Source organism: Pseudomonas sp. NPDC087639, from assembly GCF_044743385.1.
GTDB lineage: Bacteria > Pseudomonadota > Gammaproteobacteria > Pseudomonadales > Pseudomonadaceae > Aquipseudomonas.
The window spans coordinates 33,586-48,709 of the sequence record NZ_JBIUWI010000022.1; the positions used below are offsets into that span (position 1 = coordinate 33,586).

The window sequence follows — 15,124 nt, forward strand, 5'->3', positions numbered from 1 at the left end:
TCTGGCGTGACAGAGAAGGAAAGCCCCCTTGATTCAACCTTCTCAGGATCATACGACATGCACCCCACCCGCCTCACGCCGCTGGCCCGCAGTCTGCGCAACCTCGTCCTCGGCGCCAGCCTGAGTTTCAGCGCCCTGCCCGTCGCGCTGGCTGCCGATGCCAAGGCTTATCACATTGCGCCGTCGTCGCTGGAAAACGCCCTCAATCAATTTGGCCGCGAAGCCGGGTTGCTGATTTCTTTCGGCTCGCACGTCACCAGTGGCGTGCAAAGCCGCGGCCTGGAAGGCAGTTACACGCCAGAGCAAGGTCTTGACGCATTGCTCGAAGGCACCGGCCTGCAAGCGCGCGCCGAGGGCGATAACGCTTTCAGCCTGCAACCGGCAGGTAACGCAGCGCTGGAGCTGGACACCTCCAAAGTGGTCGGCGACTGGCTCGGTGATGCGCAGCAAATCAACGTCTTCGAACATCCTGGCGCTCGCGACGTGATCCGCCGCGAAGATTTCGAACGCCAGGGCGCCACCCAGGCGCGCGATGTGCTCAACCGCATTCCCGGCGTCAACGCCCCGGAGAACAACGGCACCGGCAGCCATGATATGGCGCTGAACTTCGGCATTCGCGGTCTCAATCCACGTCTCGCCGCACGCTCGACGGTGTTGATGGATGGCATCCCGGTACCCTTTGCTCCTTACGGTCAACCGCAACTGTCGTTCGCGCCGATCAGCATGGGCAACATGGATGCGGTGGACGTGGTGCGCGGCGGTGGCGCGGTGCGTTACGGCCCGCAGAACGTCGGTGGCGTGGTCAACTTCGTGACCCGGGCGATTCCCGACGAGCCGACGGTCAAGGGCGGCTTCCAGACAGAAACCAGTCCGTCGTCGAGCCACGACGGCTTCAAGACCAGCGCCAACCTGCTGGCCGGCGGCACCAACGAGAACGGTCTGGGCGGCGCTTTGTTGTACTCCGGTACTCGCGGCGGCGACTGGCGTGAGCACAGCGATACCGAGATCGACGACCTGATCCTCAAAGGCAAATATCAGCTCGACGAGGCCAACAGCTTCAACGCCATGGCCCAGTATTACGAAGGCAAGGCTGACATGCCCGGAGGCCTGAACGTCGCTGATTACGATGCCGACCCGTATCAATCCACGCGCCCGAAAGACCAGTTCTGGGGCCGGCGCACGATGTTCAATTTCGGCTATCGCTATCAGGAAGATCGCCGCGAATTCACCGCCAACACCTTCTTCACCAAAACCTTGCGCAGCGGTTATCTGGATCAAGGCACCTTCCTCTCGCTGTCGCCACGCGAGTATTGGGTGCGCGGCTTTGAAACGCGTTTCGCCCAGGGCTTCGATCTCGGCCCGACCAGCCATGAAGTCGGCGTCGGCTATCGCTACATCAACGAGGCCGGCCACGAATTGCGCTACCGCACGCCGATTGCCAGCAATCAATACCCGACCACCGACAGCCGCAACGACCGCGATACGCGCGGCGGCACCGAAGCCAATGCGTTCTTCGTCGACGACCGTATCGACATCGGCAAGTGGACGATCACTCCGGGCGTGCGCTACGAAATGATCGAGTCGCAGCAGACCAACAACCTCACCAACGTCAAATACAAGGGCGACTACAACACCGCGCTGCCAGCACTGAACGTGCTTTATCACCTGACTGACAGCTGGAACCTGTACGCCAACACCGAAGGTTCGTTCGGCAGCGTGCAGTACAGCCAGATGCCCAACCGCGTGAGCAGCGGCGAAGTGAAACCGGAGAAGGCGCGTACCTGGGAACTCGGCACCCGTTACGACAACGGCGCGTTGCGCGCAGAGATTGGCGCGTTTCTGATCAACTTCGACAACCAATACGAAAGTAACCAGACCAATGATTCGGTGATCGCCCGTGGCGAAACCCGCCATCAAGGCATCGAGACCAGCGTCAACTATGCGCTGGACGACTTGAGCCCGGCGCTGGCCGGTTTCGATGTCTACGCCTCTTACGCCTACGTCGATGCGACCATCCGCGAAGACGGGCCGAACAAAGGCAATCGCGTGCCGTTCTCTTCGAAACACAAAGGCACGCTTGGCGTCGGTTACACCGAGGGGCTGTGGAAGTTGAATCTGGACAGCAGCTTCCAGAGCGATCAGTTTGCCGACAACGCCAACACCTCAAAAGAAAGCGCCGACGGCAGCACCGGTAAGATCCCGGGCTACATGCTGTTCAGCAGTCGCGCGGGCTATGACTTCGGCCCGCAATTGTCGGATCTGAATGTGGCGGTGGGGGTGAAGAACATCTTCAACACGCAATACTTCACGCGTTCGTTCGATGACAACAACAAGGGTAAATACGTGGGGGAACCGCGGACGGTGTATGTGCAGACTTCTGTGGCGTTTTGACCACCACTGAAAACAAAACGGGCCTGCATCAGCAGGCCCGTTCTCATTGGGTGATTAAATAATCAGCGCATCAACTGTTGATCGCTGCCTGTTCATTCTCGAGAAACTCTTGCTCCAGCAGTGCGTCATTCGCCTTGCTAAATGGCACCACAGCGGCGCGTGGTTTGCCGCGCAATTTGCCAAACAGGTGCTCCAGCGCGTGTTCCAGTTTTTCGGCTGCACCATCGATCGCCTGTTCCAGCGAATCGGCTTTGTGGGTGACGGAAATCGGTTGATGGCCTTTTGGCCGCGCTTCCAGTTGGCAGCGCAAGTCATGGGGACCTGGTTTGTCACCGTTCTCGTCGCTCAGGTGGACTTCGACACGGGTCAGGTCTTCTTCATAACGTTCGAGCGTGCTCTCAATGGTTGTACGTACCCACTCCTCCAGTCGTTGACTACTTTGAATATGGTTATCGCTGTTGACTTGGATTTGCATAGTTCATCCCTTATTTCAGCTAGCTCGCAAGAGGCCTTGAACAGGATTTCGTGACCCCTTGATTACAACAATCGGCCCGACTGCCAAACATTTCAACCCCTGAAAAAAGAAAAATTTTCATTCGCAAAAAAAGCCGGACAACCGGGCAAAGCGCTGGTAAGGTCGGGAGTTGGGTCGCCTCGTCACTCTGCAAAATTCGCTCACAATTGCCCGTCGTTCAGCGGGTGCAAACTGCGAAAAATCCCCGCCTCTTCCACCAGCCAATCGTGCACCGCACGCACGCCCGGATGGCTCAACGCCCCTGGCGCATACAGCAATACATAACGTTTATGATTGGGCACCGACAGCCCGAACGGCACGATCAATGCGCCCCGCTCCAGCTCATCATTGAGCAGCGTGCGCCGGGCAATCGCCACGCCCATGCCGGCGATGGCCGCTTCGATGGTCAGGTGATTGCGATTGAACGTGTGCCCCCGCCGCACGTCGGCGCCTTCGAAGCCAATCGCGTTCAAATAGAATTCCCACTCTGCATATTCATAACTGCCACGCCAGGCGGTGATGTCGTGCAACAACGGGAAATGCACCAGATCCGCCGGGCCATGCAGCGGTGGACGTCCACGTAGCAGGCTCGGCGCGCACACCGGAAAAATCTGCTCGTCGAGCAAGGCTGTGGATAACAGCCCCGGATAGCTGCCGTCGTTCAGGTCGATCGCCAGATCAAAGTCGCCCTCATGTAACGGCACGCTGCTGTCCTCGGCCACCAGCCGCAACTGGATATCCGGAAAACGCTGTTGCAGGCGAGGCAGGCGTGGAGTCAGCCATTTGCTCAGGAATGACGGAATCGAACGCACCCGCAAAATCCCGCTGATCATCCCGGCATCGAGTCGGCGCAGCTCGGCGTCGATGCTGCCGTAAGCTTCGTTGACTGTTATCGCCAGTCGCTGCCCTTGCGCGCTTAATTCCACGCCACGCGCACGGCGATGAAACAGACGGAAACCGAGGCGCTCTTCCAATTGGCGGATTTGCTGACTGACCGCACCCGGCGTGATGTGCAGTTCTTCTGCACAACGGGTGAACGACAGGTGCCGCGCGGCACAGGAAAACACCTGCAGCCAGACGTAGGTCTGGGCATGCAATTGACGACTCATTGTTTAGTCCTGCTAAAGGCTGTCTTAGGAAGTTTCGTTGGTCACGGCAGACCGAGGCAGGCAGTATCGCCGACATTGCGCTTGTCCGACAAAAAATGGCAGCGATTCCTACTCCATTGCTTGTAAGGGTTTAGCATGGCTATCAGTGTTTTCGATCTATTCAAAGTCGGCATCGGTCCGTCCAGTTCCCACACCGTCGGCCCGATGCGCGCCGCTGCAACCTTCGCTCAGGCGCTGACCGATCAACGCTTGTTGAACGACGTAGGTCGTGTGGAAATCCGTTTGTACGGGTCGCTGTCGGCCACTGGCGTCGGCCATGCCACAGACCGCGCCACGGTCATGGGCCTGATGGGAGAATGGCCAGACAGCATCGATCCGTCGACCATCGAGCCACGTATCCAGCAACTGCGCGAAACCGGCCAACTGCCCCTCGCGGGTGGACGCTCGATCGCCTTCAACTGGCAACGCGATCTGCTGTTGCTGGACGAGAACCTGCCCTACCACCCCAACGCCATGTCTCTGACAGCCTTTGGCGAAACCGCCGAACTGTTCACGCAGACGTACTACTCGGTGGGCGGCGGTTTCATTATAGAAGCGGCAGAAGCCGAGTCCGGTGTATCACCGGCCGGTGACGTGGTGTTGCCGTACGACTTTTCCAGCGCCGCCGAACTCCTGTCGCTGTGCAAACAGCACAATTTGCGTGTTTCCGAATTGATGATGGCCAACGAACGCGCCTGGCGCTCCGACGCTGAGATCCGTCAAGGTCTGTTGCACATCTGGTCGGTGATGCGAGAGTGCGTCGAACAAGGCCTGCGCCACGAAGGCATTCTGCCCGGCGGTCTGAATGTCCCGCGCCGTGCAGCGAAATTGCATCGCAGTCTCTTGGAAATCGGCAAGCCGAATGTCATCAGCTCGACGCTGTCGGCAATGGAGTGGGTCAACCTCTTCGCCCTTGCCGTCAACGAAGAAAACGCCGCTGGCGGACGCATGGTGACCGCGCCGACCAACGGTGCCGCCGGGATCATTCCGGCGGTGTTGCACTACTACATGAAATTCAACCCGGATGCGTCTGACGATGACGTCGTCAATTTCTTCCTGGGCGCGGCCGCCGTCGGCATTTTATGCAAGAAAAATGCGTCCATCTCCGGCGCCGAAGTCGGCTGTCAGGGTGAGGTCGGTTCGGCCTGCGCCATGGCTGCTGCCGGCCTGGCCGACGTGCTCGGAGCAACCCCGGAACAACTGGAAAACGCCGCTGAAATCGGCCTGGAACACAACCTCGGCCTGACCTGCGACCCGGTGGGCGGCCTGGTGCAAGTGCCGTGTATCGAGCGCAATGCCATCGCGGCGGTCAAGGCGATCAACGCCACGCAAATGGCTCTGCGCGGCGACGGCAACCACTTCATTTCCCTCGACCGGGTGATCCGCACCATGCGTGATACCGGCGCCGACATGCACGACAAATACAAAGAGACTTCAAGGGGCGGCTTGGCGGTGAACTGGGTGGAATGCTGACCGGCTAATTGCACTGTGAGCGGTCACGCGCCCTGAAACGGGCCACAAATAAACAAGGCGAGCCATGGGCTCGCCTTTTTTATGCCGTATCCATTGTCCGACAAGATTCCCGGCATAGCCCTTGCTACACCTGATCAACACGATAATGGCGATATGGCCACGGAATGGCCGGTGGTCTGGAGGGGCGAACCAACCAGATCACGGCCGGTCAACAACTGCACGTTCAATCAGGCGGTGACGCATCATGGACAACCCTTTTCAGATCATTACCGATGCCTTCGCGCCGGACTATCAGATCAACTTGAGCATTCAGGGCCTGGACGGCAGCATCATGCTGACTCTGTCCAACAGCGGCCGCATCGTGGCCAAACGGATGATCAGCGCCGAACAGCGCAACGACCCCACACGCCTGAAGCGTCTGGTGCAAAGCATTCAGTTCGGCATCGCCATCGAACAGGGCCACAGCGCCATGGCGATCCTCGAAGCCATGACCAGCGGCGACGGGCTGACCCCGCCACCGCCAAAAGTCATCGGCCAGCCCCGGCAAGCCGCCGGACTTTAAAGCTCGCCCTTCTCGACTTCGGGATGCTCACCGGACCCCGTACCAATCTTGCGTTGCGGGTGTTCAATCTTCACCGAAGGGAATTGCGACGAGGCGTAACGCACCACCAGAATCGCGAACGCAAGCAGCAGAATCCCGCCGCACAGATAAATGATGCCCATGTCTGGCGGATTGTGGTGCGAGACGTTGGAGATCAGCAGCCGCGTCAGCGCAGTGATCGCCACGTAGATCAGGAAACGCACCGGCATATGGTTGGTCTTGAAGTAAATCCCGACCATCGCCCCCAATTCCAGATAAATAAACAGCAGCAGAATGTCATCGATCTTGATATGCCCGACTTCGAGCATCCCGAGAAACTCCATCACCGCCGCCCACGCGGTGACCGCACCGATGGCGAACAGCGCCAGGTAGTGGAAGGTCTCGACGAACAGATTGCCCAGAGACTCGGCCAGTTGATGCACGTTTTGCCGCAGTTTCTCGGCCCAGTTGATTTTCACGATGATGTTTCCTTAGCTCGATGCGAGCGGATGATGCGTGTTGGACGTGACGGTTTTTCTTCACGCGCCTGATTTCATGCAGAAACAGGGCCACGCATCATGGCGAGACGCCGCAAAACCCGCGCCGTGGCGTTTGGTCGCACTCTTGGTCTCGCACCCGCCCCTGTGAGAGCGAGCTTGCTCGCGAATGAAGGTGACACGGTCGATCTGACAAACCCAAAATCCGGTCTACATTGAAAAGCCACTACCCAAAGCGCAGGGATTCGCTTATCCTTTTCGCTGTATATAAATACAGTGGTCGCAAAGACAACTAATGTGAAGGCATGTGAGGTGGTGAATGGCCGTCGAAGTGGTATACCGCAGCAGCCGAGATCTGGAGCGCTTGTTCATGGATAAAGCCGAAGCTGACCGTCATGACAAAATGCTCGAACTGGCCGAATACTTGGCCGATGTGCTGCAAAAAGCTGTTCCGTCGCTGACTGAACAGCAAGTGGAAGAAGCCGGGATTTACATGGCGAAGAACCGCGATGTGTTCGCCCGAGCGTTCAAGAGCCAGCCTGATGCATTGTCGGAGCTGATCAATGCGCCGGCTGAGCCGGTCGAAAAAGCCGAGGTCGAGGAATCTGCTGAAGCGCCGGTGAAACCAGCCAAAGCAGCGAAAGCGGCGAAGTAATTTATGCCCGAATTGAATAGGCCCTGAGTCGTACGACTCAGGGCCTTTTTCATGCCTTCGAAACCTACCGATACAAAACCCTTTCCGCCAACTCATCCGCCACCCGCGCTGGCGAGCGTTTTTCCGCCTGCGCATGAGCGAACACTTCGGTCAGCCGTGAACTGATTTTCGACAGGTGCGCGGTAATGGTGGTCAGTTCCTCGCCACGATGTTTCAGCGAGACATAAATCAGGCCACCGGCATTGATCACATAGTCCGGCGCATAAAGAATTCCGCGCCGCTCCAATTGATCAGCCACATCCAGATGTGTCAGCTGATTGTTGGCCGAGCCCGCCACCGCCGAGCAACGTAATTGTGCAACCGAGTGACTGCTCAGCACACCGCCCAGCCCGCACGGAGCGAGTATGTCGCAGGGCGTACTGAGCAACGCATCGTTGGCGATCGGGTGAGCGTTGAGCTGCTCCATCGCCAGTTGCACCTTGCCGTGGTCAATGTCGCTGACCAGCAGTTCGGCCCCGGCGGCATGCAGTTGCTCGGCCAGCGCAAAACCGACATTGCCCAACCCCTGAATGGCGATACGCAAACCTTCAAGATTGTCGCTGCCCAACCGTGCCATGGCGGTTGCACGAATCCCGGCAAACACGCCCATCGCTGCGTGCGGCGCAGGATCGCCCGCCGACGTGGTGCTGGTGACATGCTGGGTCTGCTGGGCTATGCAATCCATGTCCGCCACCGAGGTGCCACTGTCGATAGCGGTGATGTAGCGGCCGTCGAGCTGATCGATGCACCGACCAAAGGCTTCGAACAGTGCGCCACGGTTTTCCACGTGCACCGGTCTTACGATCACCGCAACGCCACCGCCCTGAGGCAATCCGGCCAGCGCGGCTTTGTAGCTCATGCCCTGGGCGAGACGAATAGCGTCTTCGACGGCCGACTCGTCATTGGGATAGGCAAGGTAACGGCACCCGCCCAGGGCCGGCCCCAGACGACTGTTATGAATGGCTATGACCGCCTTCAACCCGGAAACCGGGTCAACGCTCAGGTGCAGCGATTCCAGGCGAGTGCTTTGCATGAGCGCAAACATCGTTGGGCTCCCGAATCACTTCTTGTAGAACGCCAGTATAGGCTTGCGCCCGAAAATTGCTGGAGCGCACCGGAATAAGCATCAATGGTGATGATGGCTTTGCGGCATAACCCCGGGCCCGAGTTGCCAGACACTGGACGAATGGCACGGACGGGGCTAAAACGAGGCATTCCCCGGAGATTTCAATGAGTCCGCGCCAACGTTTTTTCGAGTGTCTGCACCGCTCCCCGCCCGCGCTGTTCGAAGCCGCGCTGTGGATGGCGGCCGAGCACGAAAAAGCTATCGATCCCCAAACGCTGCTGCAAGACTTCAAGGATCTGCAGCAGCGGGTCAGTTACGGCTTGCCGATGCTGCCGGTGAGTGAACTGGCGCAGCCGTTGTTGCGGCGCATGACTGATCTGGGCTTCGCCCAGGATGACTTCCTGCCGCTGCGCCCGCAGGCTGCAATGCTGCATAAAGTCTTGCAAACCCGCCGCGGACAACCGTTGGCACTGGCCTTGATTGCCCTGGAGTTGGCGCGCGCCCTGGAGATTCCACTGGTCGGGGTCAATTTCCCCGGGCACTTCCTGCTAAAGGTGCCCGGCGCCGATCACTTGCTTGATCCGTGCGGTGGCCGACGCCTGTATCCCAATGACTGTCGCGAACTGTTGCAGCGCCAATATGGGGCGCACATGAAAATCAATGCCGAGCATCTACTGACCGCCACACCGGTGCAGATGCTCCAGCGCCTGTCGCGTAACCTTCGTCAGTTGCACTCGAGTCACGACGACTTTATTGCTGCGCTGATCGATGCCGAACGTGTGCTGGAACTGGGTGATGCCGGTGCCGCCGATTACCTCGCTCGGGCCAGTCTGTATCAAAAACTGGATTGCCCGAATGCCGAGCGTTTCGATCTGGAACATGCCTTGTTGCTCAGCGACGATCCAATCCAGCGTCTGCGCCTGACCGAAAGACTGGGACACTTGCCGCCCAATTCCGTCGTCCACTGATCCCTTTGTGGGAGCGAGCCTGCTCGCGAATCAGGCGCCTCGGTCCATGAGTCAAACCGCGTTATCGTTCTTCGCGAGCAGGCTCGCTCCCACAGTGCTCGGTGTGGCTTCAGAGGGCGAGCGCACCTGAATGATCAACAGTGCGGCAATGACGGCCGGAATCGCGCAGAAGAAGAAAATCTGCTCCACCGGAATATGCATCGCCAACAGCAAACTGCCGAACAGCGGCCCAAGAATCGAACCGAAACGCCCTACCCCCAACGCCCAACCGGTGCCAGTGGCGCGTACATGCGCGGGATAGAAGTTACTGGCGAACGCATTCAGGGTCAGTTGCCCGCCGATGATGCAGAAGCCTGCGGCAAACACGCAGGCCACCAGATAACGCGGGTTGTCGTGATTGAGTCCCAGCAGGATTGTGCACAACGCTGCGCACGCGAGCACGGCGGATAACAGACGCACCTTGCGTTTCAAGCGGTCGGCGAACCAGGCCATGCAGATCGCGCCCAGGGTCCCGGCGAACAGGAACATCGACGTCACCAGGTTGGCTTCGTTGAGTTTCAGGCCGCTTTCCAGCAACAGTGACGGCAGCCAACTGATCATGAAGTACAGCAAAATCAGGCTGACGAAAAACGTCGCCCAGATCAGCAAGGTCGGCCGCGCGTAGCCGTTACGGAACAACTCGACCACGGTCAGTTTGCTGCCCTGCTCCTGCTCGTTCTGTTCAACGGAGGCGGCTGGCGGTTGCCAGTCGGGCAGCATCCGCGCGGTGACTTTGCGCAGCCGCGCATACGGCGGGGCATCACGCAGCAGACGCGGCAAGGATTCCGGCAGCATCCACCAGAGGAACGGGAACAGCAGCAACGGCGTCACACCGCCGGCGAGAAACACCGCTTGCCAGCCAAATTGATCGATAAACCCCGCCGCAACAAAACCACCCGCCGCACCGCCGAACGAGAAGCCGCACGCGGCCAGCGTGACCATCAGTGTGCGCAGGCGCGGTGGCGAATATTCCGACATCAATGCCATGGCGCTGGGCATTGCGCCGCCCATGCCGATCCCGCAGATGAAGCGCGCGATCATCAGCGAATTCAGAGAATCGGCGAACACCATCAGCACCGTCAGGCTCGCGTAAATCAGTACGCAGGCGAGCAGGATGCGGCGCACGCCGAAGCGGTCGGCCAGTGGCGTGACGACGAGAGAGCCAATGGTGAGGCCCAGCAGGTTGGCGCTGAACACAGGGCCGAACGCTGACTTTTCCAACCCCCAGTCCTGCGCCAGTGCCGGCACCACATAACCGAGCACTTGGGCGTCATAGCCGTCGGTGACTAGCAACAACGCGAGCAGGATCAAGAGCAACCACTGATAGCGGGACACAGGACGGGCGTCGAGTGCCGCCCGGAAGCTGGCAATCTGGTTGTGCATCGCAAGGTTCCTGTTTTGTTTTTATGGTTTTTTTGCGTGGATCAACGCCGAACCTTGTGGGAGCGAGCCTGCTCGCGAATGCGGTGTGTCAGGTAAATGAATGGTGGCTGACACTCAGCATTCGCGAGCAGGCTCGCTCCCACAGGGGGTATTACGGTGTATCTGGCTGATTGGCGGGATGCGCCTTGATAAACGCCGGATGCTCGGCAGCCAGCGCTGCAACGCGACGAATACGCGGGTAAGCCTCCAGCGAAACATTGAACCGCTCTGCCGCATACAACTGCGGGATCAGGTAAACGTCCGCCACGCACGGCCACTCGCCGAAACAGAAGCCGCTGTCGCCGATCAACGGCTCAACCGCCGCCAGGCCTTGGCTGATCCAGTGACTGATCCACTCCACCACCTGCGGTTCATCGTGCCCCAGCTGACGCAGCCGATTGAGCACGCTGACGTTGTGCAGCGGATGCACATCGCAACCGATCACCGCCGCCACTCCACGCACATGGGCGCGGGCAGCAAGGTCTTCGGGCAACAGCGGCATCTGTGGATAACGTTCTTCCAGATACTCGATGATCGCCGGCGACTGGATCAGCAACTCGCCATCATCGGTACGCAAGGCCGGCACCCGCCCCTGCGGATTGATCGACAGATACGCCGCTTGCCGATGCTCGCCACCGGACGGCGCGATCAGATTGACCGGCAACGCCTGATAGTCGAGGCCCTTGAGCGCCAGCGCGATCCGCACCCGATACGACGAGGTCGAACGGTAATAGGTATAGAGATCCATGAGCCGCTCCTGTCAGCGCGCCGCCAGCACTTTGCCGCGGCATTCGCCGAAGCCGATGGAGGCAAAACCGTCGCGGGCGCAGCGTGCGCGCAGGATGATTTCGTCACCGTCCTCAAGGAATTTACGCACCTCGCCGGACGCCAGTTCGATCGGCTTTTTGCCGCCCTCGGTGATTTCCAGCAGGCTGCCGAACTGACCGTTTTCAGGGCCGGACAAAGTGCCCGAACCGAACAGATCGCCGGCCTGCAACTGGCAGCCGTTGACGCTGTGGTGCGCGACCATTTGCGCCACGGTCCAGTACATGTAACGGGTGTTGCTCAGGGTCAGGCGATGCGCCGGCAGATTCTGCTCGCGCATGGCTTCGGTGAGCAGCAGTACTTCCAGTTCGATGTCGAAGGCGCCGCCATCCTGATCGCGCTTGTCGAACAGATACGGCAGCGGCTGCGGATCACCTTCAGGACGCGCCGGTTGTGCGGTGCGGAACGGCTGCAGCGCTTCGGCGGTGACCACCCACGGCGAGACGCTGGTGATGAAGCTCTTGGACAGGAAAGGCCCCAGCGGCTGGTATTCCCAGGCCTGGATATCGCGGGCCGACCAGTCATTGAGCAGGCAGAAACCGGCGATGTGTTCGGCGGCATCACCGATGGCAATCGACTCGCCCATCTCGTTGCCCTGCCCGATCCAAATCCCCAACTCCAGCTCGTAGTCCAGACGCGCGCAAGGGCCGAAGGTCGGCTCGCTCGCACCCGCCGGCAAGGTTTGGCCTTTCGGGCGACGCACGTCGGTGCCGGACGCGCGCACGGTGGAGGCGCGACCGTGATAACCGATCGGCACATGCTTGTAATTAGGCAGCAACGGGTTGTCGGGGCGGAACAGTTTGCCGACGTTCTGCGCATGCTCAATGCCTACGTAGAAGTCGGTGTAGTCGCTGATGCGCGCCGGCAAATGCAACTGGCAATCGGCGGCCAACGGCAGCAGTTTTGCGCCTTGAGCTTCGATGTTGCCGCGCAGGGTGCTGCCTTCGCTGAACAGTTCCAGCAGACGTTCGCGCAAGGCCACACGCGCCTCACGACCGAGCTCGAAGAACGCGTTCAGCTGACCGCCGTGCATGGCTTCAACCGCCGTGCGAGCGACGCCGTCGAACAGACCGGCCTCAAGTGCAACTTGCAGATCGAAGATGTGTTCGCCAATCGCCACGCCACTGCGCGGCTCGGAGCCCTCAACGCTGAACACGCCCAACGGCAGGTTCTGCAACGGAAAATCGGCGTGGCCGTTGGCCGAAGCGACCCAGCTGCGGGTGATGGAATTCTGAGTCATGGGTTATCTCCGGGTCGGGTCGAACGTGGCGGGCAGCGTGGCCCAGCAGGCGTCGTAAGTGGATTGCAGTTGCGGGCAGTCGAGGGCAAAACGGCTTGGGCGCAGCACCTGACTGGTCTCGAACATGAAGGCCATGGTGTTGTCGATTTTCGCCGGTTTGAGATCGGCGTTGATCGCTTTGGTGCAGGTCTCGCCATCCGGGCCATGGGCGCTCATGCAGCTGTGCAGCGAGGCGCCGCCGGGCACGAAACCTTCGGCCTTGGCGTCGTATTCGCCCTGGATCAGGCCCATGAATTCGTTCATCAGGTTGCGGTGGAACCACGGCGGACGGAAGGTGTTCTCGGCCACCATCCAGCGCGGCGGGAAGATCACAAAGTCGAGGTTGGCCAGACCGTGCACGCTGGTCGGCGAGGTCAATACGGTGAAGATCGACGGATCCGGGTGATCGAAACTGACCGTGCCGATGGTGTTGAAGCGGCGCAGATCATATTTGTAGGGCACATTGTTGCCGTGCCAGGCGACCACGTTCAGCGGCGAGTGATTGAGTTCGGTGGCCCACAATTGGCCGAGGAATTTCTGCACCAGCGTGGTCGGTTGTTGCAGGTTTTCGTAGGCGGCGACCGGTGTCAGGAAGTCGCGCGGATTGGCCAGACCGTTGCTGCCGATCGGTCCCAGATCCGGCAGGCGCAGCGGTGCGCCATGGTTCTCGGCGATGTAGCCGCGCGCCTGCGGATCGAGCAGTTCGACGCGGAATTTCAAACCGCGCGGCAGCACGACGATCTCCAGCGGCGCCACTTCCAGCACACCCAGTTCAGTAGCGATGCGCAGACGCCCGAGTTGCGGCACCAGCAGCAGTTCGCCGTCGGCGTTGAAAAATACACGCTCCATCGAGCGGTTGGCGGCGTAGTTGTAGATGCTGATCCCGGCGGGTTTTTCAGCACCGGCGTTGGCCGCCATGCTCACCAGGCCGTCGATGAAATCGGTCGGCTCGCTCGGGATGTCCAAAGGGTTCCACCGCAGGCGATTGGGGGTCACTTCACCCAACGGGCCGCCCGCCAGTTGCCGCTCCAGCTTGACGAACGCCGGGTGATTGGCCGACGGCTGAATCCGGTACATCCAGGTGCGTCGCGCTTCACTGCGGGTCATGGTGAACGCAGTGCCGGAGAACAATTCGGTATAGAGGCCGTATGGGGCTTTTTGCGGGGAATTCTGACCAACAGGCAGCGCGCCGGGCAACGCTTCAGAGCTGAATTCGTTGCCGAAGCCGGACTGATAAGCCAGCGTCGACGCGGTTGAATCGAGGTTCATGGAGCCTCCTGAACAGGGAGTCGGCAGTGGCCCATCGCTCTGGCTCAGAGGTTTCGGCACGCCGGGGTTGTTATTATCGTAATTCGATTACGCATAACGTAATTTGCTCGCTATCCAGCGTCAAGCTATAAAGACGCCCATTCGTTTTCGGATCCCGGCAGCACCATGGAAAAAACCAGCGACAGCAACGGCAAACAGAAAGTCCGCTCCGCCGAAGTCGGCACCGACATCCTCAAGGCCCTGGCCGAGTTGTCGCCAGCCACGTCGCTGTCGCGTCTGGCCGAACATGTGCAGATGCCGGCGAGCAAAGTGCATCGTTATCTGCAGGCGTTGATCGCCTCGGGTTTTGCCGAGCAGAACCCCGCCACCAACCATTACGGCCTCGGCCGTGAAGCGCTGCGCGTTGGCCTGGCCGCCCTCAACAGTATGGACGTGCTGAAAGTCGCCGCCCTGCCGCTGGCCGAATTGCGCGACGAACTCAACGAAACCTGCTTCCTGGCGGTGTGGGGCAATCAGGGTGCGACCGTGGTGCACATCGAACCGGCCGTGCGTGCGGTGACGGTGGTGACGCAATTGGGCTCGGTGCTGCCGCTGCTCAGTTCCTCGACCGGACTGGTGTTCAGCGCCTATCTGCCGCATCGGGAAACTGACGAATTGCGCGAGCAGGAAATCGCCGTCGCCGACCATCCGCTGGCCGATGAAACGGTTTACGCAACCTTGTGTGAACAGATCCGCGAACGCGGTCTGCATCATGTGCATGGTTTGTTGATGCCGGGCGTGGATGCCTTGTCGGCGCCGGTGTTCAACGCCGTTGGACAAGTCGCTGCGGTGCTGACCATCGTCGGCCCGACCTCGTTGTTCCACGCAGACGAAAACGGCCCGGCGGCGCAGCGGTTGTTGGCTGCGACGCGGGCCGTGAGTTGGCGGATGGGATTCGAGACGCCAGCGTCCTGAAAGAG

13 protein-coding genes and 1 pseudogene are annotated in these 15,124 nt (G+C 60.0%); 6 read left to right on the top strand and 8 right to left on the bottom strand.

The annotated features are described in order from the left end of the window. Positions 1-57: 57 nt before the first annotated feature. On the top strand, positions 58-2,391 hold the full coding sequence (gene fecA, locus ACIOVB_RS11955) for a TonB-dependent Fe(3+) dicitrate receptor FecA (protein ID WP_401267874.1): 2,334 nt from the start codon (positions 58-60) through the stop codon (positions 2,389-2,391). 70 nt (positions 2,392-2,461) lie between these two features. On the opposite strand, the gene ACIOVB_RS11960 is transcribed toward fecA, so the two are convergent. Next, positions 2,462-2,866 (bottom strand): HPF/RaiA family ribosome-associated protein, encoded by a 405-nt coding sequence (locus ACIOVB_RS11960; protein WP_401267877.1) that lies wholly within the window; start codon positions 2,864-2,866, stop codon positions 2,462-2,464. A gap of 200 nt (positions 2,867-3,066) precedes the next feature. Then, positions 3,067-4,014, bottom strand: coding sequence for a LysR substrate-binding domain-containing protein (locus ACIOVB_RS11965; protein ID WP_187676835.1), 948 nt, complete (start codon positions 4,012-4,014; stop codon positions 3,067-3,069). Positions 4,015-4,149: 135 nt separating this feature from the next. Between ACIOVB_RS11965 and ACIOVB_RS11970 the strand changes: the two genes are divergently transcribed. After that, positions 4,150-5,526: an L-serine ammonia-lyase gene (locus tag ACIOVB_RS11970; protein WP_401267880.1), complete on the top strand. Its 1,377-nt coding sequence runs from the start codon at positions 4,150-4,152 to the stop codon at positions 5,524-5,526. 244 nt (positions 5,527-5,770) lie between these two features. Then, the gene (locus tag ACIOVB_RS11975; protein WP_187676833.1) at positions 5,771-6,088 is read left to right on the top strand and encodes a DUF3509 domain-containing protein; all 318 of its coding nucleotides are present in this window, start codon (positions 5,771-5,773) and stop codon (positions 6,086-6,088) included. On the opposite strand, the gene ACIOVB_RS11980 is transcribed toward ACIOVB_RS11975, so the two are convergent. Then, a complete protein-coding gene (locus ACIOVB_RS11980) occupies positions 6,085-6,585 on the bottom strand; it encodes a phosphate-starvation-inducible protein PsiE (protein WP_187676832.1) in 501 nt (166 codons plus the stop codon). The two genes, ACIOVB_RS11975 and ACIOVB_RS11980, sit on opposite strands and share 4 nt — an antisense overlap. A gap of 337 nt (positions 6,586-6,922) precedes the next feature. Between ACIOVB_RS11980 and ACIOVB_RS11985 the strand changes: the two are divergent. Next, positions 6,923-7,177: pseudogene (locus ACIOVB_RS11985) on the top strand (YebG family protein); the annotation flags it as partial. Positions 7,178-7,322: 145 nt separating this feature from the next. On the opposite strand, the gene ACIOVB_RS11990 reads toward ACIOVB_RS11985, so the two are convergent. Continuing rightward, positions 7,323-8,342, bottom strand: a complete 1,020-nt coding sequence (locus tag ACIOVB_RS11990; RefSeq protein WP_187676831.1) for a Glu/Leu/Phe/Val dehydrogenase — start codon at positions 8,340-8,342, stop codon at positions 7,323-7,325. Between the two features lie 185 nt (positions 8,343-8,527). On the opposite strand from ACIOVB_RS11990, the gene ACIOVB_RS11995 reads away from it, so the two are divergent. Beyond that, complete coding sequence (locus ACIOVB_RS11995; protein ID WP_401267883.1) at positions 8,528-9,331, top strand: transglutaminase family protein; 804 nt, start codon at positions 8,528-8,530, stop codon at positions 9,329-9,331. Positions 9,332-9,382: 51 nt separating this feature from the next. On the opposite strand, the gene ACIOVB_RS12000 is transcribed toward ACIOVB_RS11995, so the two are convergent. The 4 genes from ACIOVB_RS12000 to hmgA form a co-directional block, all read right to left on the bottom strand. Further along, positions 9,383-10,753: an MFS transporter gene (locus tag ACIOVB_RS12000; protein WP_401267884.1), complete on the bottom strand. Its 1,371-nt coding sequence runs from the start codon at positions 10,751-10,753 to the stop codon at positions 9,383-9,385. Between the two features lie 151 nt (positions 10,754-10,904). Beyond that, the gene (maiA, locus tag ACIOVB_RS12005) at positions 10,905-11,540 is read right to left on the bottom strand and encodes a maleylacetoacetate isomerase (protein WP_401267886.1); all 636 of its coding nucleotides are present in this window, start codon (positions 11,538-11,540) and stop codon (positions 10,905-10,907) included. 12 nt (positions 11,541-11,552) lie between these two features. Continuing rightward, entirely contained in the window at positions 11,553-12,857 is a 1,305-nt protein-coding gene (gene fahA, locus ACIOVB_RS12010) for a fumarylacetoacetase (RefSeq protein ID WP_401267889.1), read from the bottom strand. Positions 12,858-12,860: 3 nt separating this feature from the next. After that, positions 12,861-14,165 carry a homogentisate 1,2-dioxygenase gene (hmgA, locus tag ACIOVB_RS12015; protein WP_187676826.1) on the bottom strand — a complete coding sequence of 435 codons (1,305 nt, stop codon included), beginning with the start codon at positions 14,163-14,165 and terminating at the stop codon, positions 12,861-12,863. A gap of 165 nt (positions 14,166-14,330) precedes the next feature. Here hmgA and ACIOVB_RS12020 point away from each other — a divergent pair, with 165 nt between their 5' ends. Continuing rightward, complete coding sequence (locus ACIOVB_RS12020) at positions 14,331-15,119, top strand: IclR family transcriptional regulator (protein ID WP_401267892.1); 789 nt, start codon at positions 14,331-14,333, stop codon at positions 15,117-15,119. The last annotated feature ends 5 nt before the right edge of the window (positions 15,120-15,124 follow it).